This window comes from Cloacibacillus sp., from assembly GCF_020860125.1.
Classification (GTDB): domain Bacteria; phylum Synergistota; class Synergistia; order Synergistales; family Synergistaceae; genus Cloacibacillus.
On record NZ_JAJBUX010000031.1, the window covers coordinates 1 to 24,631 of the forward strand.

Consider the following 24,631-nt stretch of genomic DNA (forward strand, 5'->3'; position numbering starts at 1 on the left):
GTAAGCTCCGACAACGCCGCGACGCTGGTCTTCGGCGACACGCGTTTCCCGCGCGACACGGACCGCAAGGACTGGTGGGACGAGTTTGAGTGGGATATTTTCAAACTGAATCTCAAAAAGAGCGAGGAGTGGACGCAGCGCTATGACTTCCCGCTCATCGAGCAGATACGTGTCACCTCGAACGACCAGCAGGGCATTACGATGAACATCATCGGCCCGAAGCCGCTGGTGCTGAAGGATATCTCCGGTATGCCGGGCTCCGACAGCCTGCGGATCATGCTTGAGAGCCCGAGGGATATTACGCCGCCGCCGCTGATCCCAAAACCGCGCCCCGTTCCCGCCGGCGACCCGCTCTCCATTTCGACGCCAGTTACTCTGGAGCTGCGCGAGGTCTCGGTGCGCGAGGTGTTCCGTATGCTCGCGAAGCTCAAGGATCTTAACCTTGTGCTCGACGCCTCCGTGCCGGAGACGCCGATGACCTTCTCCTTCAAGAATACCCGTTTCGGAGAGGTATTCGCCTACATGCTGCGCATGAACGAGCTTTCATATTCTCTGGTCGGCAAGACGCTTGTCGTAGGCACCGCCGACAGTATTGGCAAGACGCTGGGACAGAATCAGACGCGCCAGTATAAGGTGGCTTACGCCGAGGTGGCGAAGATGCCGGCGATAATCATGGGGCTCGTGCCTCTGCCGAAGCCGCCCGTCGTCGACGAACGTCTGCGTTCGCTCTATATTACGGCGACGCCGGAGCAGCACCGCCAGATCGAGACCTTAATAAACCGCGTTGACCACCCCGGCAGACAGGTGATGATCGAGGCGCGCCTCATCGAGATCAATGACGGCGCGCAGCAGGAGATCGAATCGATGATCGCCGCGGTCTATAAGGGCTGGATATTCACCTACGGCGCTACGGGGCTGGGCACGCGTTACACATATGGCAACGGACTGATCAAGCCGAATGTTAACCCGGTTGGGACGACTACGCAGGGCGAGCTGCCTATTGTAGGCGGTACGACCGATTCGACATTCCCGTCGAATGTCGTCGATCCGGCGATGAAGATGCTCGACGCCGGCCTCCGCGCGATGGAGTCGGACAATAAGGGCAAGGTGCTAGCCTCTCCCTCCGTCGTCGCCCTTGACGGTCAGAAGGCCTCCGTTAAACTGACCCATAATTATCTCTACCAGTCCGGCGTCGACGACAACGGCAATCCGGAGTTCTCGAACCAGGAGACGGGGCCGATGCTTGAGTTTACGCCGACGATGGGCCGTGACGGTTTCCTGACTATTAAGATGAAGATATCTACGGGAGAGATCGTCTCCTTCCGGCGTTCCGGCGACTCCGAAGCCCCGGAGACGACGAAGCGCGAGGTCGACACCCAGGTGCGCGTCCGCAACGGCGAGATATTCGTCATGGGCGGCCTCTATCAGGAGAATAAGACAAACAACGTCACGCGCGTGCCGATACTCGGATATATCCCGCTGCTCGGAGAACTATTCAAGTCGCGCACGTCAAAACATGTAAAGTCGCAGATGGCCTTCATCGCCATCCCCTATATCCTGGACATCCCGACCGGCGCCGCCGAAGTGTTCGACATGCCTAATGTCAGCCTTTATCAGTAAGGGGGCGGCATGATGGCCCACCAGCAGATAAAGGTCATCCGGCTTGGAGAGCTTCTGCTCAACGCCGGCGTGATATCGCAGGAAAATCTTAACGCCGCGCTCGCGGAGCAGAAGGTCTCGCATCTCCGCCTCGGGGAGATCCTGATAAAAGAGGGATATCTGACGGAGAACCACCTAGCGGAGGCTCTCTGTACGCAGCTGGACCTTGAGGCCGTATCTCTCGTAAAGATGCGCCCGCAGCAGGAGGCGCTGTCGCTCGTCCCTGAGAATGTGGCGACGCGTCTCAACCTCCTGCCGCTTCAGCTCATCGGCGACGACAGGATCGTCGTGGCGATGGCCGACCCGATGGATACCTACGCGGTAGACGAACTTTATCTGCTCACGAATAGGGAGATCGATATACGCGTCGCCACCTCGACGGACATCCATAAGGCCCTTGTCAGTTACTACCGGGTGCAGACCAGCGTCCACGACGCGATGACCGACGTCATGAAGCAGGAGCAGGCGGTGCAGTCCGCTCCCAACATCGTCACCGTTTCGCAGACGACGGCGCAGGACGTCACCAATATCGCCGCCGACGCCGCGCCCGTCGTGCGTCTTGTAAACAGCATTCTTGAGCAGGCGGTGCGCGAAAAGGCCTCCGACATCCACATCGAGCCGACGGAATCGATGACGCGCGTGCGTCTCCGTATCGACGGCACGCTGTTCAGCAATATAGAGATCCCCAGCAACCTCCACCTGCCGCTCATTGCCCGTATCAAGATACTTTCGGGGATGGACATCGCGGAAAAGCGGCGTCCGCAGGACGGACGAATCCTCATCAAGGTCGCGGGCTCGCGCATCGACCTGCGCGTTTCGACGCTCCCATCCATTTTGGGTGAGAAGGTGGTGCTGCGTCTGCTGGACCAGAGCAACGACCGCATCGGGATGGAAAAGCTTGGCTTCGGCGACACACAGCGGGAGCTGCTGCACGAGGCGATCATGGCCTCCAACGGCATCGTGCTCGCCACGGGGCCGACCGGCTCAGGCAAGTCTACGACGCTCTATTCGCTGCTGGAGATACTGAACGACCCCTCGAAGAATATCATCACGCTTGAGGACCCGGTCGAATTCACGATCGCCGGTCTCACTCAGATACAGATCAACGAAAGGATCGGGCTTACCTTCGGGAGCGCCCTGCGCTCGATCCTGCGCCAGGACCCAGACATAATAATGGTCGGAGAGATCCGCGACACGGAGACCGCGCAGCTCGCGGTGCGCGTCGCGCTTACTGGGCATCTCGTCCTCAGCACGCTCCATACGAACGACGCGCCGACCGCCGTCAACCGTCTCGTCGACATGGGAGTGTCGCGCTTCCTTCTGGCCTCCTCGCTGCGCGCCGTGCTCGCCCAGCGCCTTGTGCGCAGCCTCTGTCCGCATTGTAAGGAGAAGCTCTTCGTCAACGCGGCGATGGAGGCGGAGACGGGCATCCCCGCCGGTACGATGGTCTACGGTCCGAAGGGCTGTCCGGAATGCCGCTTCACCGGTTATAAGGGACGCACGGTGATCGCCGAGATCATGCCGGTGGATAATACGCTGCGCGCGATGATAAACGACGGCGCTTCGGAACAGGAGCTGCGCGACTACTCGCGCCGTTTTGGAATGATAACGCTGCGCGAGGACGCGCGCCGCAAGGTGGAAGAGGGCATTACGAGCATCGACGAGATGCTCTTTACGACGATCATAGATTAGGAGCCTGTCAATGCCGGGATTTGTTCTGAAAGATACCCTGATAAGGGGAATAAACAGCTGCGCGAGCGACGTGCACCTAAGCGTCGGCGATGTGCCGATGCTGCGAATAGACGGAAATCTTGTACGTATCCCCGACGCTCAGCCGCTGACGGCGGAGGAGATGCGCGAGGCGGTGCGCGAACTGCTGACGGAGAGCCAGATCGAACACTTCGACGATGAGCGGGAATACGACTTCAGCTTCAGCCTCGACATGGGGGTAAAGGAGCAGCGTTTCCGCGCCAACTTCTCTCACGAAAAGGGAAATCCGGCGCTTGCGCTGCGCGCAATCACCGCCAACATTCGTACGATGAAGCAGCTGGGGCTGCCGGACGACCTCAAGGTGATGACGCAGAAGAACAACGGTCTTTTTCTCGTCACGGGGCCGACCGGCTCCGGTAAGTCGACGACGCTCGCGGCGATCATCCAGGAGATAAATCTATCTCGTTCCGTGCATATCGTGACGATAGAGGACCCGATAGAATACCTCTATACCTCAGAGGTGGCGCTCATCCATCAGCGCGAGCTTGGCCGTGATACAAAAACCTTCGCCGAGGCGCTGCGCCGCGCGATGCGTCAGGACCCCGACGTCATCATGATCGGCGAATTGCGCGACCTCGAAACGATATCCTCCGCGATCACCGCCGCCGAGACGGGACATCTCGTGCTCGCGACGCTCCACACGCGCGACGCGGCCCAGAGTATCGACAGGATAATCGACGTCTTTCCCCCATATCAGCAGCAGCAGATACGCATCCAGCTCTCTTCGATGCTGCTGGGCGTCATGTCGCAGCAGCTGATCCCCCTCAAGGGGATACCGGGAAGGACGGTGGCGACGGAATATCTTGTCGCGACCAACGCTGTGCGCAACTATATCCGCGAGGGAAAGAGTTCGCAGATAAAGAATGTCATCCAGACCGGTTCGTCGCTCGGTATGCATACGATGGACCAGGACCTCGCCCACCTCTGCCGTGACGGCATGATCGGCAGAAAAGAGGCGTTGGGCCACGCCTATGATGTGGAGAGTTTCAACCGCTATATGATGTAGATGGGACGCCGCCGGGGGTTCCTGCTCGCGGAGGCGGTCGCCGTGCTTTTTTTCGCGCTATCTTTTTTTCTTGCCGTCACATCCATGCTTGCCATGGCCGCGAAGCTGGCCTCGCGCGGGATTTTGTCGATCGAGGCTGAAAGGCGGGCGGAAGAGTTTATCGCCGTTCTTGCTTCCGGCGGCGCGGACGAGCTGGCGGAGTTTGAGGTTGCGCGCCGTGTGATACCCGGCGGCGTCGCTGTGAGGCGCTATCGTTTTCCTGCCGGGGAGGGGAGGTGGGTGTCCGTTGTCTGGCCTGAAAAGCGGTGATAGAGGACGCGCGTTTACATTAGTTGAGTGTCTCGCGGCGCTCACGCTGGTCTCTTTTATACTTTCCCTGTTCTTTTCGCCCGTTAAATACGCTCTTTACGCCTACCGCCTGTACAACGACCGCCGGATCGCCGAATCACGTATCTGCACGGTCGGCGCCATATTACGGATGCCGGTTTTCTATTGCGCGCTGGGAATTCCCCTCGAAGCCGCAGAATACAAAAAGAGCTTCGGCTCGAATCTGTCGTCGCCCTTTAGCTGGAACGGCCCCATATCAGTCATACAGGGGAGGGACGGCGAGGCCGGCGGCTGTCTGCGTCTCGCCTATGGCTGCCCCGAACCCAGCCGCACGCTGAATGAATACGGCGTTGGAAAGACAGCCGCTCCTCTTCGCTTCGACGCGGCGGCGAACCCCAATTATTTCGCCCTAGACCTCTGGGACAAGAGCAAGTCGGTCAAGAACTGGGTGCTCTTTGAAAACTGCGTTCCCCGGCGCACGCCGCTTGTCGTGACGCGGGCCTCCGGCCCCGAGCTCCAGCTTAAAACGCTTTCGGCCGACGAAGCCGTCGTTCCCAAGGGGGATCGGCTGCTGCTTTTCCGCGCCATAGAGTGCTGGGCGCTGAATGACAGGCTCTATACGAAAGATTTTCGTACTAACGGCGATCAGCCGCGTGAGAACGGCGTCTGCGATATCCGCTTTTATCTGAACGGAGACAGGAGCCGGCTGACGGTATGTCTCATCGTGCGCGGCGACGACGATTCTCTTGCCCCCGGGCGCGTCGTCGGAGCGGAAAAGTGTCCTGAAGAGCTGCTCTCGCAGTGGCGCGGGCGTTCGCGGTATGTCCTTTACTGCGCCAGGTTCACCTGGCCGATATTAAATAACCGGGGCACACAGCTCCGCGGAATGGCGTATAATGGTGGAAATGCGTAAGTTAGCTCTTTTGGCCGATATTCTTTGCCCATAATATTTGATAAGTTAACACATTTTATGTTATGATTTTGTAGCATAGTCAGGAAATGATATATGTGGGCATGAGGTATGCTCATACGAGTACAGGGAGGCATTTTTATGGCACAGATAGTTGATACGAGCGATTTCCGTCCCGGCCTGAAGATCAAATGGGAGGGCGGAATGTGGGTCATCCTCGAATGTTCGCATCATAAGATGGGAAGAGGCGGCGCGATCGTCCGCGGCAAGCTCCGCAATCTCGAGACCGGTTCAGGCGTAGACCAGTCGTTTAAGTCGGGCGAGCGTTTTGAAAGGATCATCTTCGACGAGAAGCCCGCGCAGTATCAGTATAAGGACGGCGAGGATTTCGTCTTTATGGATATGGAATCCTACGACCAGGTGACGCTCTCGCCCGACGTTCTCGGCGATATGGTAAAGTTCCTTATAGACGACCTTGAGGTCAGCTTTGACATGTACGAGGGACGCGTGATGGGTATAGAGCTCCCGAACCAGGTGACGATGAAGATCACCGACACACCGCCAGGATTTAAGGGTGATACGGCCTCCGGCGGCGGCAAGCCCGCTACGACCGAGACAGGCCTTGTGGTTACTGTTCCGTTCTTTGTGGAAAACGGCGAGGAAATTGTCGTCGACACAAGGACGGGAGAGTATTTAGAGCGAGCGAAGAAGTAACCGGGCACTGGTTTCTTCCGGCATTCGCATAATCCAACAGGAGGGATTCAAATGAGCGCACGTGAGAAAATAGCATATTTGAAGGGGCTTATCGACGGACAGAATTTAACGGCTGATTCGCCTGACAAAGCAAAGTTTTACACCGCATTAGTTGATGCACTGGATTCCCTGGCTGTTGCAATTGAGGATCACGAAGAGGTACATGAGGAGCTCAATGCCTACCTCGAACAGCTTGACGAAGATGTCTCGGACATTGAAGATGAGCTTGACGAGCTCTACGAGGATGAGGATGATGACGAGTGCTGCCATCACCATCACTATGATGATGACGACGAGGAAGACTGCGAAGATTTCGACGAAGAGGAATACGAGTCGGTAACGTGCCCGAACTGCAACAACGATTTCTACTTTGAACCGGCTATGTACGATGAAGAGGAAGATCTCGTCTGCCCGCACTGCGGCAAGCCCTTCAAGCTTCCTGAAGATTAGGCCGCGCGGGAGGAGACTCTCCGCGCGCCTGGCTTAGAAACGAGGAGTCATTCATCGTTTTTTGGAAACAAGGTTTTGGAGATCTTGTAGGAGGAGGAATTGCGGCATGGTTGAATCAATGAACGAAGATTTCAACGTTGAAGAAAAGCAAGATATGGAGTCGGGCCTGGGCCAGACAAATCTTGAGGGCAAGGTCCGTATTTCGGAGGATGTGATCGCGCAGCTTGCCACGAAGGCGCTGAACAGCGTCGAAGGGGTATCTCCCGCGAGCCCCGGTCTGATGGCTAACCTCAGGCTGGGCCGCAAAACGGTAAACGGCGTCCGTATCTCCATATCGGACGGCGATTCCCCCGAGATCGTGGTAGACGCCTATATCTCCGTTAAGTACGGCCTGCGGATTCCCGATGTCTGCTGGGACGTCCAGGAGGCGGTCAAAGAACAGGTGGAGCGCTATACGGGTTATGCGATCAAGGGCGTAAACATCTACGTTCAGGGTATCACTTTCGCGGAAAAGAAGACGGCCGACGGTGAAGCTGCCGACGCGGCCGATCTGCTCAGCGGCGAAGAGGCCTGATTTAGCAGCTTTAACTTCTAAGAAGGCCGGTTTAGTATGACCGGCCTTCTTTTTTGAGAGGCGGTGCAGGGTATGCTGTTTCTATGGACGACGACAAAACTTGGTAAGATCTGGATAGACGGCGACGCGATAAAGCTTATCATATCGAAGCGCCTCCCGCAGGAGTTCTACGTGCAGGAGGTATCGTTTATCGGTGAGAAGAACCTTCTTAACGCCTATATCGCGGCGCCCGAAGACGTTGATTTTGATACGAAGGCCACGCTCGAGGAGCGCTTCGGAGGCATATTCAACAAGTCAGGCATTGCGGTACAGCTGAACTGGGTCAATATCGCCCCGCAGGATAATAAAAAGACGACTCCGGTGTGGATGCTGCCGCTTTTCTGGGCCGCCGCCGCCGCCGGTATTACGGCGCTCTTCCACATGGGGATCAAGGGGATACTTTGGTCCATCTTCTCCGCCGTGGTCGGCTACGGCGTTGCCTGGATACTGATTACGGACGACGGACAGCGGCAGATAGCGGCGTTGAAAGAACATTTCAGGAGATGATTTTTTGGTGATGTCCCGTATGGCGCGGCTGCGCCACAGGGCGCGCGAGGTCGCGCTGCAGCTGATATATATGCTTGACATGAGACCCGAGACCCCGCCGCAGGAGGCGCTGGAGCTTCTTCCCGCCGACGAGGCCCTCGAACTCTTCAGCGCGGAACTCGCGGATGAGGGCGCGGAATCTCCGGATAAAAAGAAGTTCCCCTCGGTATCCGCTTTCGACCTCTCTCTCTCGGAGTCTGAGCGGGACGAGGTGCTGGCCTACGCAACGGAGCTCTTCCGCGGCGTGCGCAGCAACAGCGTGAAGATCGAGGACATTATCCGCGTGAATATGGAGAGTAAATGGCGTCCCGAGAGGCTGGTCGCGATCGATAAGGCGGTTATATCGCTGGCCCTCTATGAGGGGATCATCGCGCAGAGCGTCCCGGTGAACGTAGCGATATCCGAGGCGGTGGAGATCGCCAAGGCCTTCGGCACGGAGGAGTCCGGCCGTTTTGTGAACGGAGTGCTCGGACGCATAGTGCGCAGCGATAATGAACGCGAATAAGAACAATATCGTAACGGTAGATGAGATGACGGCTTCCGTGAGGGAGGCGCTCTTTCGCGAGCCGTCGCTGCAGAATCTCTCCGTGCGCGGAGAGCTGCTAGGCTTTAAGCTTCACACCAGCGGACACGCCTATTTTACGCTGCTCGGCGCGAACTCCCGCGTCGCCTGCGTGCTCTTCCGCTCTTACGCGAACTCGGTGCTGGTCTGGCCGAAGGACGGCGACGAGGTGCTTGTCCGCGGTAAGATAGACGTCTACGGCGCGCGCGGCTCCTATCAGATATACGCGACGACGCTGCTGCCGCTCGGAGCGGGCGCGAAGGCGCGCGCGAAAGAGGCGCTGCGGCTGCGCCTGGAGCAGGAGGGGGTATTTGACCCCCGTCTTAAGAGGCCGTTGCCGCGTTACCCGGAACGGGTCGCCGTTATCACCTCGCCGACCGGCGCGGCGCTTCAGGATATTTTAAAGCTTCACTCGCTCCGCTTTCCCTGCGCGGAGCTGATCGTCATTCCCAGCCTTATGCAGGGACTCGGAGCTCCCGAAGAGATTGTGCGCGCCTTTGAATTGGCGCGGCGTATCCCCGGCCTCTCCTGTGTGATGCTTGCGCGCGGCGGCGGAAACCGCGACGATCTGGACATTTTTGACAACGAGTTCGTCGTGCGCGCGATAAGGCTCTCGCCCGTTCCCGTGATTACGGGGCTGGGCCACCAGATAGACAGCACTCTCGCCGATATGGCCGCCGACGCGGCGGCTCCCACGCCCTCGGGGGCGGCGGAGCGGCTCTTCCCCGACGGCCGCGCGCTGGAGGCGGCGCTGCTGAACGCGGCGCGCAATATGCGCGGACGGCTGGAGGCGCGCATTGGCTTTATGGATAAGAATATCGCCGCCGCTAAGGGGCGTCTTGACCGGGATATCGTCAGAGGCCATCTGCAGCCCGCCGTGGACTTTACAGCGCGGGCGGCGCTCTCCGCCGACAACGCGATATCCAAGAGGCTGCGGGAGGAGTGCGCCGGGCTCGCGGCCTTCGCCGCGAGGCTCGCGAACCTTTCGCCGCTCGCGCTGCTGGCGAAGGGCTACAGCATCTGCGCCGACATCTCCGGCGCTGTGATCCGTTCGGCGGCTTCGATGAAGGCCGGCGATACCGTGAAGATCATCATGAACGACGGCAGCGCCGAGGCAGTTGTGAAAGAAGTTTCCCACAAACCTTTTTTCGGGGAGGCAAAATAAGATGCTGCCCGCGACGATAATATGGGAAGAGGGCCGGCTGCTGCTCCTTGACCAGCGGCAGCTTCCCCGCAGGACCGAGTATGTGACCTGCGAAAGCGCCGAAGAGACGGCGCGCGCGATAGAGAATATGACGGTCCGAGGCGCGCCCGCCATCGGGGTGGCCGCGGCCTACGGCCTTGTCCTCGCGCTCAAAGGCGAAGATTTCGCCGCGGCGGCGCGGCGGCTTGCCGGGACGCGCCCCACGGCGGTGAACCTCTTCTGGGCCATCAGGCGCATGGAGGCTCTTTGGCGCGCGAACGAGGATAAAAATAAAGATGAACTCTACCTCATCATGGAGAAAGAGGCAAAAAACATCCATGACGAGGATATCGAGATAAATAAAAGTATCGGCCGCTTCGGGCAGGAAGTACTGCCCGAGCGCGGCGCGGCGGTCACCCACTGCAACGCGGGGGCGCTCGCGACGGCCGGTTACGGCACGGCGCTCGGAGTCTTCCGCGCCGCCGCCGAGGCGGGCAAGGAGATAAAGATCTACGCCGACGAGACGCGGCCGCGTCTGCAGGGCAGTTTGCTCACCGCCTACGAACTTCAGCGGGACGGCTTTGATGTGACGGTGATCACCGATTCGATGGCCGCCTTTCTCATGTCGCGCGTGAAGATCGACGCCGCCGTCACCGGCGCGGACCGCGTGGCGATGAACGGCGACGCCGCGAACAAGATCGGCACCTACAGCCTCGCGATCGCCGCGAAACGGCACGGCGTGCCCTTCTATATCGCCGCGCCGCTTTCCACCTTCGACACTGGCTGCGCCTCCGGCGCGGATATCCCGATCGAGGAGCGCGGCGGCGGGGAGGTGCGCGCCGTCGACGGCGTCGAGGTGGTGCCGGAGGAGATAAAGGTCTGGAATCCGGCCTTCGACGTTACGCCGAACGAACTTATCACGGGGATCATTACGGAGCGCGGCATCATCCGCGCGCCGTTTGCCGAAAATATAAAAAATTTTTTCCGGGGAGGAAAAGGTAAAGATGAGGAATGAATTTAAGATCGCGGATATAAATCTCGCCCCCGAGGGGCACCGCCGGATGGAGTGGGCCTGGGAGTATATGCCCGTCCTGCGGCTGATAGCCGAGAAGGAGACTCCAGCGCAGCCGCTGGCCGGCGTGGTCGTCGGTACCTGCCTCCACCTTGAGGCCAAGACGGCCTGCCTGCTGAAGGTGCTCCACCAGCTTGGCGCGACTGTCGTTACGGCGGGCAGCAACCCGCTTTCGACGCAGGACCCGATATGCGCCGCGCTCGTTGAAGAGGGCGTCCACGTATTCAGCCGCCGCGGCATGAGCGCGGAGGAGTACAGCGAGAACCTTCGCGAGATGCTCAAGTGGGACCCGCAGGTGATCATCGACGACGGCGGCGACGTGGTCTCGATGATAATCGAGGAGCGCCGCGACCTGATAAAGAACATCCTCGGCGGCTGTGAAGAGACGACCACCGGCATCAAACGCCTCAAGGCGATGGCCGAGGAGGGCGTGCTGCCCTTCCCGATGCTTGCCGTCAACGATGCGCAGAGCAAACACCTCTTTGACAACCGTTACGGCACGGGGCAGTCGGTGTGGGACGCGATCCTGCGCACGACGAACCTTATCGTCGCTGGTAAAAACGTCGTCGTCTCCGGCTACGGCTGGTGCGGCAAGGGAACCGCGAAGAGGGCGGCGGGGCTCGGTGCGCGCGTCATCGTCGTCGAGGTCGATCCTCACCGCGCGCTTGAGGCGCTGATGGACGGTTTCGAGGTGATGGACATGAACGCCGCGAGCAGGGTCGGAGACGTTTTCATCACCGTCACGGGAAATACGAAGGTTATCCGCCGCGAACATTTTGAGAATATGAAGGACGGCGTCCTGCTCGCGAACGCGGGCCACTTCGACGTGGAGGTCTATGTGCCCGACCTCCGTGAACTGGCCGTCGAAAGGCGTCAGCCGCGCGACAATATAGAGACATTCGTGACCGCAGACGGCCGCAGGCTTCACCTGCTCGGAGAGGGACGTCTCGTCAACCTCGCCGCCGGCGACGGCCACCCGGTAGAGATAATGGACCTCAGCTTCGCGATGCAGCTGCTTTCGTCGCTCTATATCGCGAACAACCGGCTGGAGCCGGGGCTTTACAACGTGCCGGAGGAGCTTGACCGGCGCATCGCGGAGCTCAAGCTCGAGTCTCTTGGGATAACGATCGAGAAGCTTACGCCGGAGCAGGAAGAATATATGGCGAGCTGGAGGGAATAGGATGCAGAACCTTTACCGCGATGTGATCGTCTGGGACGGTGAATCGAAGGGCGCGCGCCGCTGCGACGTGCGCACCGAGGGGGCGGAGATCGTCGCCGTCGAACCGGCGGGGACCTTCCGCTACGGTTCGGCCTACGAGGGGCGCGGCAGGACGGCGCTGCTGCCCGGCTTCGTCAACGCCCACGGACACGCGGCGATGACGCTGCTGCGCGGCCTCGGCGAAGAGCTGCCTCTTATGGAGTGGCTTGAACAGCGGATCTGGCCGGTGGAGAACAAGCTCAACGGCGACCGCGTCTACACTGGTACGCAGCTGGCGGTCATGGAGATGCTCTCCACGGGAACGACCTGTTTCGCCGATATGTATTTCTTTATGGACCGGGTCGCCGAGGCGGCGCTGGTCAGCGGCATGAGGGCCGGCCTCTGCCGCGGCATCGTCGGCGGCGCTGACGGCGCGGAGAAGCTGGAGGAGAACCTTAAGCTCGCGAAGGACTATAACGGCGCGCAGGGGCTCGTGAGCGTACAGCTTGGCCCGCACGCACCATATACCGTCCCCTTTGAACTGATGAAGGATATCGCCGACGCGGCGAAAGAGAACGACCTCGCCGTTCAGCTGCACTGGCTGGAGACGACGCGAGACTGGCCGCTCTCCGAGTCGTCGAAGAGTATGACGCCCGAGGAGTTTCTTGAAAAGACCGGTATTTACAGTGCCAAACAGCTGCTCCTCGCGCACTGCGTCTGGATAGAGAAGGAAAGGCTGCCCTTCTACGCGCAGCCGAATATCACCGTGGCGCACAACCCTAAGAGCAACTGGAAGCTCGGCAGCGGCACCGCCCCCGTGGTGGATATGCAGAGGGCGGGCGTGAAGGTCGCCATCGGCTCCGACGGCGCTTCGAGCAACAACCGCCTCGACATGTGGGACGAGCTGCGTTTCGCCGCTCTCGCGCAGAAAGGGGCGAACATGGACCCGACACTGCTCTCCGCGGAAGACGCCCTGCGCATGGCGACGGTGAACGGCGCGCGTGCCCTCGGTTTTGAAAAGACGGGGCTTATCAAAGAGGGCTATACGGCGGACTTTATGCTGATAGACCTCGACCAGCCGCAGTATGTGGGCTGGGACTTTGATAATCTGCCGGGATATCTCGTCTACGCCGGTTCGTCGGCGGACGTCAGGACGACGGTCGTCGCGGGGGAGACGCTCTATCATATGGGGGCCTTCACGAAGATGGACGCTGAAAAGATCATGGCTGATGCCGGCGAGGTCAGAAGGTATCTGACGGCCTAAATCGCCATGGGCCTAAACCGGTTCTCGCGCCGCGGGCATATCCCGCTTGAGTGCCGGTGCCGGCAAAAAATATATCCACTGTGAAAACGGCGGAAAAATAGCTTATAATACTTATTTAGTCTAACGATAATTGGGGGCAATCTTAATGGAACGCCACAGCGGCAAAGAGTTACGCGAACTGTTTTTGAAATTTTTTGAGGAGAAGGGATGCAAAAGGTATCATAGTTTTTCATTGGTACCCGACGACCCGACGCTCCTCTTTACGATAGCGGGCATGGTGCCTTTCAAATCGTACTTTCTCGGTTTGAAGACGCCTGAGGTGACACGCGCGACGACCGCGCAGAAGTGCGTGCGCACGAACGACATTGAAAACGTCGGACGCACGGCGCGCCATCATACCTTTTTTGAGATGCTGGGCAATTTCAGCTTCGGCGACTATTTCAAGCCGGAGATCATTCCCTGGGCCTGGGAGTTCCTCACCGAGCGCGTCGGCCTCGATCCCAACCGGCTCTACGCCACCGTCTATCTTGACGACGACGAGGCCTACGACATCTGGCATGAGAAGGTAGGCCTCCCGAAGGAGCGCATCTTCCGCCTCGGCGCGGACGACAACTTCTGGGCGGCGGGACCGGTCGGCCCCTGCGGCCCCTGCTCGGAGATAATCTACGACCAGGGAGAGAAGTTCTCCTGCGGCAAGCCGACCTGCACCGTCGGCTGCGACTGCGACCGTTACCTGGAGATATGGAACCTTGTATTTATGCAGTATAACCGCGACGAGGCCGGTAACCTCACGCCGCTGCCCCATAAAAATATCGATACCGGCATGGGCCTCGAACGGCTCGCCTCCGTCGTACAGAGCGTGCCCAACGACTTTGAGACGGACCTCTTCCGCCCGATCATGGACAAGGCCTGCGAGCTCGTCAACGTCAAATACGGCGAGGACCCGAAGAAGGATATGGCGGTCAAGGTTATCTCCGACCATATCCGCGCCTCGGCCTTCATGATCGCCGACGGCATTCTGCCGACGAACGACGGCGGCGGCTATGTGCTGCGCCGCCTTATCAGGCGCTGCGTGCGCTACGGAAGGCTGCTCGGCATCGAACGTCCCTTCCTCACCGAGCTTCTGCCCATGGTGCGCGAATCGATCGGCGACGAGTACAGCGAGCTGATCGAGCAGGCCTCGGCGATCGAACAGGTGCTCAGCACGGAGGAGGAACGCTTCTCACGCACTCTCTCGCAGGGAAGCGACCTTATGGACTCGGAGATCGATAAGCTCACGGCGGCCGGCAGGAATATCCTTCCCGGAGACGTCGCCTTCGTCCTCTACGATACCTTCGGCTTCCCCCTCGAACTGACGGAGGAGATGTGCGAGGAGCGCGGAATAACGATAGATAAAGAGGGCTTTGAGGCGGCGATGGATGAGCAGCGCGAGCGTGCCCGGGCCTCCAGCAAGCAGACCAGCAGCGTCATCTCGAAGAATGTCTACACGGAGCTCGCGGACAAGATCGCCCCGAGCCCCTTTTGCGGATATACGAAGACGAAGTGCGAGGCGCAGGTCAAAGCGATAATCGTCGACGGAGCGCTTGTGGAGAGTGTTGCCGCGGGAACCGAGGCCGACCTCGTTCTCAGCGAGACGCCATTCTACGCCGAAAAGGGCGGCCAGGTGGGAGACACCGGAACGATAACGGCGGGCGGCATGGCCTTTGAGGTCGCCGACACGGTCTATCCGGTGGCCGATCTCATCGTCCACCGCGGCAGGGTCACGGGCGGTACCGTTAAGGTTGGTGACGGCGTCAGCGCCGAGATAAACGTCGAGCGCCGCGTCGAGATACAGCGCCACCATACCGCGACGCACCTGCTTCACGAGGCGCTCGCGCGCGTGCTGGGCAAGCATGTGCGGCAGGCGGGGTCAATCGTGACGCCGACGTTCCTGCGCTTTGACTTCAACCATTTCGCGCCGGTGACGCTGGACGAGCTGCGCGAGGTCGAACGCCTCGTCTACGCAGAGGTCTTGAAAAATAAGCCCGTCGTGACGACGGTGATGGCGATCGAGGACGCGAAGAAGACTGGCGCGCGCGCTTTGTTTGACGAGAAGTACGGGGACGAGGTCCGCGTGCTTGATATAGAGGATTTTTCGACCGAGCTCTGCGGCGGTACGCACGTCAAAAATACTGGCGAGATCGGCCTCGTGAAGATCATCCGCGAAGAGGGCATCGGCTCCGGCATCCGCAGGATCACGGCAGTCGCCGGCTCATCCTCGCTGCCGCTTTTCCAGACCTTCGGTCTTGCCGTCACCTCCATGGTGACGATGCTTGGCGGCGATGTGGAGACGCTGATGTCGAAGATCGAGTCGATGGTTGATGAAAAGAAGGTGCTTGAACGCAAGAACCGCGAACTCCAGGTGAAGGCCGCGATGTCCGATATAGAAAACAGCGTGAAGCCGAAGGCCAACGCCGGCGGCGTGGATCTGATCGTGGAGAAGTTTGACGACATCACCCCCGACCTGCTGCGCCAGATAGGCGACCGGATACGCCAGAAGTATCCGAACGCGCTGATGCTGCTTGCCGGTGTCGGCGAGGAGAAGCGCGTCGCCTTCACGGCGATGGCTTCGCCGGAGATCGTGAAGCTCGGGGCGCATGCCGGGGCGCTGCTCAAGGCGGTGGCCGCCGAGATGGGCGGCAAGGGCGGCGGAAGCCCGACCCTCGCCCAGGGCGGAGCTCCAAGCTCAAAGGATCTTGGCAAAGCCTTCGACGCCGCGCCGAAACTCTTTGAGGAGCTTATGGCAAAAGGAAGATAATGCAGAGAATAATCGCTCTTGATATAGGCTCCGTCAGGATTGGCGTTGCCGTCAGCGACCCCTTGGGCTTTTTCGCACAGGGGGTTGCTGTGCTCGACGCTAAGGGAGACTGGCACGCTGAGCTCGCGAAGATCGCGGGGCAGTATGAGAGGCCGAAGCTGCTGATTGGCATGCCGCGCCGCACCGACGGCAGCGAGGGGCCGGAGGCGGTGCGCATGCGCGAGACGGCGAAGGCCGTTCAGGAATATTTCCCAGAGCTTGAGATTGAGTTCTGGGACGAGCGTTTTACGACGACGATCGCGCAGCAGGCGCTGCTTGAGGCGGACGTCTCGCGCGCGGGCAGGAAGAAAAAGGTGGATAAGATAGCGGCGACGCTGCTGCTGCAAAGTTATCTTGACCGCGCCCGTTAAAAAGCCGCCGGTTATACGCGTCATCCGCGCCGCGAAATGGGCCGGCAGAGGCTCTAACGCATCGGTATAAGCCTTCGCATCATCCCGGCCTGCCTCGTTTAGCGGTCAATACGTATAACTGGCTGAGATACGCCGGCCATTGTATTAAAAAATAAATCCCTTTATTATCGTATTGCCGCAGTGTCCTTATGCGGCATACTGTGGCTTTAATATTTATGTTTTATACCGGAAGGAAGGAATAAAAGAAATTTTGGAACTGCCAGTCGGAATAAGGATGACCCCCATGCTTGAGCAATATGTGCACTGGAAGGATAAGTACCCGGACTGCCTTCTCTTTTTTCGCATGGGAGATTTTTATGAGATGTTTTTTGAAGATGCCAAGACCGCTTCCGCAGTGCTCGACATCACCCTTACCTCACGCTCTAAAGACTCCGAAAACCAAATACCGATGGCGGGAGTACCCTTCCATTCCGTCGATTCATATCTCGGAAGGCTTGTCGCCGCCGGCTACCGCGTGGCGATCTGCGAACAGATCACCGAGCCGGACGGACGGACGCTCGTCGAGCGCAGCGTCACCCGCATCGTTACGCCGGGGACCTGGCTGCCGGAGAACTCCGATAGCGACGGGAAGATCGCGGCCTGCCTGTTTGAAGGTAAAAACCTTTCCGTCGCGCTGCTTGATTCCGCAAGCGGAGCGCTGCGCGCCGGGACCTTCGCGCTGGAGGGCGGCGTGTCGATACTCTCCGCCTTCGCCCCCAACGAGGTGCTTCTGCGGCGCGGCCAGCTTGAACAGTTCCTTAAAAGCTGTCCCTCTTTGACCTCCTGCAATACGGTGGAGCGCGATAAGGGGGATTTTTCGCCGCCGCAGGCCTCCGCCTGGCTCTGCCGCAAGTGGAATATATCTTCGCTGTCCGCGATGGGGCTGGACGACCGCGACGCGGCGGCGGGCGCGGCGGCCACCGCCGTCAAGTATCTTGAGGAGACTCAATTCTCGAAGGCCTCGCACATAACCGCCGTTACGCCGATACTGCCGCGCGAAAACCTGATCCTCGATCAGAATACACAGGCGAACCTGGAGCTTATCGATCAAAGTACGACCTCGTTATTCTGGGCGCTCAACCGCTGCCGCACGCCGATGGGCAAGCGGATGCTCAAAGACTGGATCACCTCGCCGCTGCAGGACATCGCGGCGATAGAGGCGCGGCAGGATATAGTGGAACGGCTGGCGGGAGATGTTCGGCTGCGCGCCCGTCTCGGCGAGCTGCTGGCGGGCTGCCGCGACATGGGCAAGTCTCTCTCTCGCATCACCCTCAACATGGGTTCGCCCTCCGATATGCTGGTCATCAAAGAGACGCTGAACTTCGTGCCGGAGATAAGGGCGTTAGCCGCCGAAGACGAGGCTCTCGTCACGCTTGTTCCGGACTGTGACACCACGGAGCTCGCGGCGCTGCTGATGGCGGCGGTCGCAGATTCCGTGCCGCGCTTCCTGCGCGACGGCGGCGTCATCAAGGGAGGCTTTGACGCGGAACTTGATTCGTGGCGCGGCAAAGCGGAGAATTCCTCGTCGTGGCTCGCCGCCTTTGAGGAGGCCGAGCGGGCCAGGAGCGGAATAAAGAACCTCAAGGCCGGGGTCAACAAGGTCTTTGGATATTACATAGAAATTCCCAAGGGCAACGCCGGACGCGTGCCCATGAACTATATACGCAAGCAGATGCTTGTGAATGCCGAACGCTTCATCACCGACGAGCTCAAGGCCTTTGAACGCGAAATGTTCAGCGCCGAGAGCGAAATGCTGGCGATCGAGGAGCGGATATACGCCGGTCTCGTGGAGGCGGTGCTGGCGCAGGCGGCGGCGATACAGCGCACGGCGAACTTCATCGCCGAGCTCGACACGCTGCTCTCGCTTAGCGCCGTCGCCGCCGAGCAGGGATACTGCCGTCCTCAAATGGATATGAGCAAGGATTTTATCGTTAAAAACGCGCGCCATCCCGTCGTCGAGGTGACGCTCGGCAAAAATCCCTTCACGCCGAACGACTTCAATTTCAGCGACGAAAACGGACGCCGTATCGCCATCATCACGGGACCCAATATGGCCGGTAAGTCCACCTACCTGCGGATGGCGGCGCTGATCGCGGTGATGGCGCACATGGGCTCGTTTATTCCCGCGGAGAGCGCGAAGATCGGGCTCATCGACCGCGTATTCACGCGCATCGGCGCGCGTGACGAACTGGCGCGCGGGCAGAGCACCTTCATGGTGGAGATGGTGGAGACGGCCAATATCCTGCGACACGCTACGGACCGCAGCCTGATAATCCTCGACGAGGTGGGGCGCGGGACTTCGACCTACGACGGCCTCAGCATCGCCTGGTCTGTTGTGGAGTTTTTACAGGGGCAGGAGCATGCCCGTCCGCGCGTCTTTTTCGCGACCCACTACCACGAACTAACCCAGCTCGCGGAGCTTCTGCCGGGAATAGTGAACCTTAGCATGGGGGTGGAGGAGAGCGACCGCGGCGTGGTATTCCTCCATAAGATCGTCGAGGCCCCCTCCGACCGCTCTTACGGCATCGAGGTGGCGCGTCTCGCTGGCGTTCCCGCCGCCGTGCTGCGCCGCTCCGAGGAGCTGCTGGCTACATTTGAGGAGCGCGGCGCGGAGAAGAACGAGGAGGTGAAGAGCTCCCAGCAGAACCAACTGACGCTCTTCGACGTGCGCCAGGAGGCGGTGCTTGAGGAGCTTGCCGCCTGCGACCCGAACAACATGACGCCGATGGCGGCGCTGGAACTCGTCTGCCGCCTGCGCGAAGAGAGCAGAAAGGTACTTGGATTCAAATAGAGGAATGAAATCCTGTATTTTATTTATAAAAATGAAAGGCTGACTTGCTAATAAGCTATAGTCAGCCTTTTAGATATGTAAGACTAAAAAAACAACGGGGATATATTTACTCTAGCTATTATTTTTTCTTCGTTCCTCGGCTTTTGCCACACAAACGGTACCTACAAGGTCTCCAAGGCAGTTGACGGTAGTGATGCCCATATCAAAGAACCGGTAGAACCCGGCCAGAAGCCCCGCAAACTCTGTTGGCAAACCGAACGTGCCAAGAATCATCATTATCTTTACAACTCCGCCTCCGGGAATTCCGCTCCCGCAGCTTGAGAGCAGGAGTCCCACAAGCATAATATGAATAAGAGTACCAGCCCCGAATACTATCCCGTTCATCTGGGCGACAGTAATCAGCACACAGCCAAAAGCCATGACCAGACCGTCGTAATTGAGCGTGGCTCCTAAAGGAATGGTGAAACTTGCAATATTGTCAGGGACGTTGAATACTTCGCGCGCCGTCTTTATGCTGTTGGGAATGTTGGCTGTGCTTGAACATGTTGCCAGTGTGAATGACCAAACAGGAGTTGCGTCGCGGAGGAATTTAAAAATGTTCATACGCGCAAATATTAAAAGCACGATTCCGTAAACAAGAAGTACCTGAATAGCCAGCCCCACATAGAAAGTGCCAAAAAATTTAGCCATGGTCGTGAACACGGTAAGTCCGTATTTCCCAAAAGAATCGGCCATCAGACATAATACGCCTATCGGTGACAGGTTGATTATCATACGCAGATATTCGTTGATCAGAGCGTTTAAGGAATCGAAACAACGGAGGACGGTCCGCTTTTTTTCAACATCCTTTATTTTGATGACGGAAACTCCGAACAAAATCCCGATAACGAGCGTTCCCAGAACGTCGCCGTCACTGAGTGTTTTAAACAAGTTTGACGGGAAAAGGCTCAGGAAGAAATCCTGAACGCTTAAAGAGACAGTCTTTGCCGCGGCTTGAGCCCCTTCCAACGCGATATTGAAGCCTATTCCAGGTTTGAGAACAAATGCTACCGCAATCCCGATGGCGATAGCCATAACCGTCGTTGTCATATAAAAAGCTACGATTCTTGTCGCCACCCGGCCCAGGCTGGATAGATCCTGCTGGCTTCCAATTGAAGTTACAACGATGCAGAGGACCAGCGGTACCATTATGAGCTTGATACAGTTAAGCCAAATCGTACCGATGAACTTCAAACCACAGGCCATTTCACCAAGCGCAAGGCCCAAAATTGCTCCGAGAATAATCGCCGCGATATTGAGATAAACACTGCTGAGCTTATTTTTTGCCAGGAAATTTCCCATAAAATGTATCTCCCTTCCTATATACGGTTATAATGAAGCGTCGTAGCCGCGGATAATTTCAACCGCTTCTGCAATTTGCGAATCGGTGTTGTTCCTGCTGAATACGATGCGGGCATGACTTTCACTGGATACGCTTAGCCAGACCCCAAGTTTTTTTATGTCGTCTACGACCTCTGACGCTGATTTACCGCTTTCCGCGACGTCAAGAATAATGATGTTGCTCTGTATGTGACCAGGTAACTTGATCTTCTTCATTCCTCTTAGCAGTTCGAGACATTGCCGGGCCCGCTCGTGGTCTTTCTTGAGATCCTGTATTTGGTGTTCAAGCGCGTAAATTCCGCAGGCCGCAAATACGCCAGCTTGATGCATCCCTCCGCCCATAAGTTTTCTGGTTTTCGCGGCGTTGACGATAAAATCATGCTTTCCGCAAAGCATAGAACCTATAGGGGCCCCGAGTCCCTTTGAAAGGCAGAACATCACGCTGTCAGCGTAACTGCATATCTCTTTAACGTCTAAACCTGAAGCAATAGAGGCGTTAAACAGCCGCGCGCCGTCCATGTGAATTGGCACGCCGGCCCCGTCCGCTATCTTGCGAATTTCTTTTAGAACATCTAACGGAATAAAGGTGCCGCCGGCGCTGTTATGCGTATTTTCTATACAGATTAATTTTATATTTTGTGTTTCTATCGCATTTGCTACCTCGGCGACATCGGGAAATCCTTCATCAGTCAGATGATAAAAAACAGGCTTCAGCTGTCCAAAGCTGGATTCAAAGCAGACCTTTTCCGTCTTATACAGGTGCTGCGTCGTATCTATGAGCACCTGGTCCCCGGGACGGCAGTAAGTGAGAAGGGCGACTGTATTGCCCATTGTACCAGAAGGCAATAAAAGCGAACGCTCTTTTCCCGTTAGCCTACATGAAAGATCTTCTAGCTGATTTACCGTAGGATCTCCGCCCCGGCCCTCATTATCAAGGCGTCCGGAATCTCCTAAAGGGGCGGTTAAAATTGTTTCCAGCATTTTTTTGCTTGGCAAAGTTAACGTATCGCTCCTAAAATCAATCATATTCCTTTCCTCTCCTTTTCAACTATGGTAATAAGTGCGGTTCCTTTGATTTATTAAAGCGTAACGCAATGATATGGTCAAATATAAATTATAAAATATCTATATTGATAAATATCAAAGAGTGCGGTTAAAATGGCTGATATAGAGGATATGCGAAAACGATGAGCCGGAGGTAGAAAAATGTTCGAGTACAAAGAGTACATTTACGCTGTTTATAAACATAAAAGTTTTAGCAAAGCTGCCGACAGTTTGTTTATATCTCAGTCAACACTCAGCCTTATGGTCAAAAAGGCGGAAAGGTTACTGGGGGCGCCAATCTTTAATAGAAAGACGAGTCCGCTGTCTCTTACTCCATTTGGGATCGAATATATCAATGCTATAGAACAGATACATCGTCTGGAGGGAGAGATCGATCAGTTTTTAGACGATGAACAGGCTCTGAGAAAAGGCAGTTTATCGATCGGAGGACATAACTTCGGCATGAACTATCTTGTCCCGCAGAAAATAGCCGAATTTCATAATCTGTATCCTAATATTAATTTGAAAATTATCGAGATGAATACGGTTCATAGTAAACATTGCCTTGATGCCGGGGAGCTTGATTTAGTTATCACCAACAGAAACTATGACCCTCAAAAATACGAACAAAAGATCTGTTACCGTGAAAGTCTGGTTTTAGTTGTTCCGGCGTCGTTTCCGATCAATCGATCGCTCACAAAAAAGCAGCTTAAGCCGTCGGAACTGGGAGATAGTATATTTAATGTCCCCGAGGCCAGAACCGCCGCTCTGGATGAGTTTCGTGATGTTCCGTTTATTCTGCTGAGCAGTACCAACTATTTGCGGGAGTGCACGAACCTGCTTTTTCATGAGAGTAATTTTACGCCGGAGATCGTTTTTGAAATGGAGCAGTCGTCAGTCTCGTATAACTTCGCAAAAATGGGAGTTGGGGCAACTATTCTCAGCAACAGGCTGGTAGAGCATGACATTATGGATGGCAGCGTTTGTATCTATAAGATAAAAAGCGATCACGTTGATCGGGATACCTACATAAGCTATCGAAAAGGCTGTTATTTTACCTTCGCTATGAGAAAATTTATGGAGATTATTCTAAGTGTAGACTGATATTAACCTGATGATGTGACTATACTCTTACTGTACAATGAAATTAATGAAGAAATAGGGCTTTTATACATAGTTATGCTTCCAAATTAAATATATAGTATTTTGGGCGGTAATGGGAGCCGGTTTTTTTGTGATTATTCTAAGTTCTCATAATTATGATATAGGGCCAGTTTCTGTGTAACTGGAGAAAATGATGGATATCAGAGCCTGAAGAGACTAAAAAAATCTTTGTATTATTTGATAATTTTCTCCAAGAAATTGTTATAATACGGACTGGTATAAGCTGGTTGTCAGGTATTGCATTGTCAGTGTTTTTGAATAATATATTATATTTCGTGATATGCACAGAGGCTGGCAGAGCCGCCTATAAAAGATAGAGAGAGGTAAGAGTAAGTTTAGTCCATGATAAGAGGTACATATTTATGATAAAACGTCTCGCCCCCGATATTTCCACACGGATCGCCGCCGGAGAGGTTATAGAGCGTCCCTCCTCGGTCGCGAAGGAGCTCATCGAAAATTCGCTTGACGCGGGCGCGCGCACGATCTCGATACAGACGGAGCAGGGCGGCAAAAGCTCTTTTGTTATTGAGGACGACGGCTGCGGCATTCCCTGCGCGGAGCTGCCGCTCGCGCTTGAGCGCTACGCCACCAGCAAGATAACGAATATAGAGGATCTTGAGCGGATATCGACGCTTGGCTACCGCGGCGAGGCGCTCGCAAGCATCGCCGCCGTTTCGCGTATGGAGATACGCAGCAAGGCTGCCGAGGCCGAAGCTGGCGGCCTGATACGCTGTGAGGCCGGCGAGATCACCCTCCACACGGAGACTCCCGCAAAGCCGGGGACGCGGATACAGATAGACGATCTGTTCTTTAATCTTCCCGCGCGCCGTAAATTCCTTAAGACCTCCTCCGCGGAGCTGCGCCGCATCGTCCAGATCGTCAACGACTACGCGCTGATACATCCCGAGGTAACTTTCCGCCTTTATGAAGAGAGTAAAAAAATTCTCGAATACACGGGCGCGGCCTGCGTGGAGGATACGCTGCTGCGCCGCTGGGGCCGTCAGACGAAGATATATCATTCCGAATCGCAGAGCGGCAGTCTCTCGGCACGCCTCTGGTGGAACCCGATTCCCGATTCCCGCCGCGTGGTGATCATGCTCTTCGTCAACGGACGGCGAGTGCAGGACGCCGCGATACGCGCCGCGCTTTCCACGGCGGACGCCGCGGCTTACGGCGAATGGCTCGTCCTTCTCGACCTGCCGCCGCAGGATGTCGACGTCAATATCCATCCGACGAAGGAGGAGGTGCGCTTCCGCCGCAGCGGAGAGGCCTTTAAGATCGTCTATGACAACGCGAAGGCGATATTCGCGCAGCGGCATTCGATCGCCGCGCCGCCTCTGCCGCCGAGCGCTCCCGATGATTTCATGACGCCGCCGCATACGGCCTTCGGAGCGGAGGCGCTTCCCGCCGCGCCCGCGGCGTACAGCCCGAACGGCTGGACATTCCAGAAGAAGGGGCCGTGGCGCGCCGCGAGCCCGCTGGGCGCTACGGCCGCCACGGAGAATATCTTCACGCCGGCGGAGGAGCCGCCGCGCGCGGAAGAGGAGTTTTTCTTTGATAAAAATTACGTGGGGCAGAGCGCCGAGGGCTTTTTGATCTTCGACTTTCCGGACGCGCTGGCGGTGATGGATCCGCATGCGGCGCACGAGCGCATACTGTTTGAGGAGATATGCGAATCCTTCAAGGACAATAT

21 protein-coding genes are annotated in these 24,631 nt (G+C 57.1%); 19 read left to right on the forward strand and 2 right to left on the reverse strand.

Annotation, left to right across the window (positions count from 1 at the left end):
* The 17 genes from LIO98_RS03975 to mutS form a co-directional block, all read left to right on the forward strand.
* Positions 1 to 1,620 (forward strand): secretin N-terminal domain-containing protein (locus LIO98_RS03975; RefSeq protein ID WP_291953492.1); only part of this gene is annotated, 1,620 nt, incomplete at its 5' end.
* 12 nt (positions 1,621 to 1,632) lie between these two features.
* Entirely contained in the window at positions 1,633 to 3,351 is a 1,719-nt protein-coding gene (locus LIO98_RS03980) for an ATPase, T2SS/T4P/T4SS family (protein ID WP_291953493.1), read from the forward strand.
* A 10-nt stretch (positions 3,352 to 3,361) separates the two neighbouring features.
* Positions 3,362 to 4,435: a PilT/PilU family type 4a pilus ATPase gene (locus LIO98_RS03985; RefSeq protein WP_291953494.1), complete on the forward strand. Its 1,074-nt coding sequence runs from the start codon at positions 3,362 to 3,364 to the stop codon at positions 4,433 to 4,435.
* Positions 4,436 to 4,744: a hypothetical protein gene (locus LIO98_RS03990; RefSeq protein ID WP_291953495.1), complete on the forward strand. Its 309-nt coding sequence runs from the start codon at positions 4,436 to 4,438 to the stop codon at positions 4,742 to 4,744.
* The gene (locus tag LIO98_RS03995; protein ID WP_291953496.1) at positions 4,722 to 5,675 is read left to right on the forward strand and encodes a hypothetical protein; all 954 of its coding nucleotides are present in this window, start codon (positions 4,722 to 4,724) and stop codon (positions 5,673 to 5,675) included. The genes LIO98_RS03990 and LIO98_RS03995 overlap by 23 nt, the downstream gene beginning before the upstream one ends.
* Before the next feature lie 138 nt (positions 5,676 to 5,813).
* Positions 5,814 to 6,386: an elongation factor P gene (efp, locus tag LIO98_RS04000; protein ID WP_291953497.1), complete on the forward strand. Its 573-nt coding sequence runs from the start codon at positions 5,814 to 5,816 to the stop codon at positions 6,384 to 6,386.
* Between the two features lie 51 nt (positions 6,387 to 6,437).
* Positions 6,438 to 6,875, forward strand: a complete 438-nt coding sequence (locus LIO98_RS04005) for a CD1247 N-terminal domain-containing protein (protein ID WP_066745368.1) — start codon at positions 6,438 to 6,440, stop codon at positions 6,873 to 6,875.
* Between the two features lie 106 nt (positions 6,876 to 6,981).
* Positions 6,982 to 7,449 carry an Asp23/Gls24 family envelope stress response protein gene (locus tag LIO98_RS04010; protein ID WP_291953498.1) on the forward strand — a complete coding sequence of 156 codons (468 nt, stop codon included), beginning with the start codon at positions 6,982 to 6,984 and terminating at the stop codon, positions 7,447 to 7,449.
* Positions 7,450 to 7,521: 72 nt separating this feature from the next.
* Positions 7,522 to 7,995: a hypothetical protein gene (locus LIO98_RS04015; protein WP_291953499.1), complete on the forward strand. Its 474-nt coding sequence runs from the start codon at positions 7,522 to 7,524 to the stop codon at positions 7,993 to 7,995.
* Positions 7,996 to 8,005: 10 nt separating this feature from the next.
* On the forward strand, positions 8,006 to 8,539 hold the full coding sequence (nusB, locus tag LIO98_RS04020) for a transcription antitermination factor NusB (RefSeq protein ID WP_291953510.1): 534 nt from the start codon (positions 8,006 to 8,008) through the stop codon (positions 8,537 to 8,539).
* Positions 8,526 to 9,761, forward strand: a complete 1,236-nt coding sequence (gene xseA / locus LIO98_RS04025) for an exodeoxyribonuclease VII large subunit (protein ID WP_291953500.1) — start codon at positions 8,526 to 8,528, stop codon at positions 9,759 to 9,761. Before nusB ends, xseA begins: the two co-directional genes overlap by 14 nt.
* A gap of 1 nt (position 9,762) precedes the next feature.
* Complete coding sequence (gene mtnA / locus LIO98_RS04030) at positions 9,763 to 10,794, forward strand: S-methyl-5-thioribose-1-phosphate isomerase (RefSeq protein ID WP_291953501.1); 1,032 nt, start codon at positions 9,763 to 9,765, stop codon at positions 10,792 to 10,794.
* A complete protein-coding gene (locus LIO98_RS04035; protein ID WP_066745357.1) occupies positions 10,784 to 12,031 on the forward strand; it encodes an adenosylhomocysteinase in 1,248 nt (415 codons plus the stop codon). The genes mtnA and LIO98_RS04035 overlap by 11 nt, the downstream gene beginning before the upstream one ends.
* Before the next feature lies 1 nt (position 12,032).
* The gene (locus tag LIO98_RS04040) at positions 12,033 to 13,313 is read left to right on the forward strand and encodes an amidohydrolase (protein ID WP_291953502.1); all 1,281 of its coding nucleotides are present in this window, start codon (positions 12,033 to 12,035) and stop codon (positions 13,311 to 13,313) included.
* 145 nt (positions 13,314 to 13,458) lie between these two features.
* A complete protein-coding gene (alaS, locus tag LIO98_RS04045; protein WP_291953503.1) occupies positions 13,459 to 16,110 on the forward strand; it encodes an alanine--tRNA ligase in 2,652 nt (883 codons plus the stop codon).
* Entirely contained in the window at positions 16,110 to 16,520 is a 411-nt protein-coding gene (gene ruvX, locus LIO98_RS04050) for a Holliday junction resolvase RuvX (protein ID WP_291953504.1), read from the forward strand. Before alaS ends, ruvX begins: the two co-directional genes overlap by 1 nt.
* Positions 16,521 to 16,770: 250 nt before the next feature.
* Positions 16,771 to 19,350 carry a DNA mismatch repair protein MutS gene (mutS, locus tag LIO98_RS04055; RefSeq protein ID WP_291953505.1) on the forward strand — a complete coding sequence of 860 codons (2,580 nt, stop codon included), beginning with the start codon at positions 16,771 to 16,773 and terminating at the stop codon, positions 19,348 to 19,350.
* A 111-nt stretch (positions 19,351 to 19,461) separates the two neighbouring features.
* Here mutS and LIO98_RS04060 read toward each other — a convergent pair whose 3' ends face one another.
* Together LIO98_RS04060 and LIO98_RS04065 are read right to left on the reverse strand one after the other, a co-directional pair.
* A complete protein-coding gene (locus LIO98_RS04060; RefSeq protein WP_291953506.1) occupies positions 19,462 to 20,691 on the reverse strand; it encodes a dicarboxylate/amino acid:cation symporter in 1,230 nt (409 codons plus the stop codon).
* A gap of 27 nt (positions 20,692 to 20,718) precedes the next feature.
* Entirely contained in the window at positions 20,719 to 21,756 is a 1,038-nt protein-coding gene (locus tag LIO98_RS04065; protein WP_291953507.1) for a threonine aldolase family protein, read from the reverse strand.
* A 180-nt stretch (positions 21,757 to 21,936) separates the two neighbouring features.
* Here LIO98_RS04065 and LIO98_RS04070 point away from each other — a divergent pair, with 180 nt between their 5' ends.
* Positions 21,937 to 22,878: a LysR family transcriptional regulator gene (locus LIO98_RS04070; protein ID WP_291953508.1), complete on the forward strand. Its 942-nt coding sequence runs from the start codon at positions 21,937 to 21,939 to the stop codon at positions 22,876 to 22,878.
* Between the two features lie 422 nt (positions 22,879 to 23,300).
* The coding region (gene mutL / locus LIO98_RS04075) for a DNA mismatch repair endonuclease MutL (protein ID WP_291953509.1) at positions 23,301 to 24,631 on the forward strand (1,331 nt) is incomplete at its 3' end.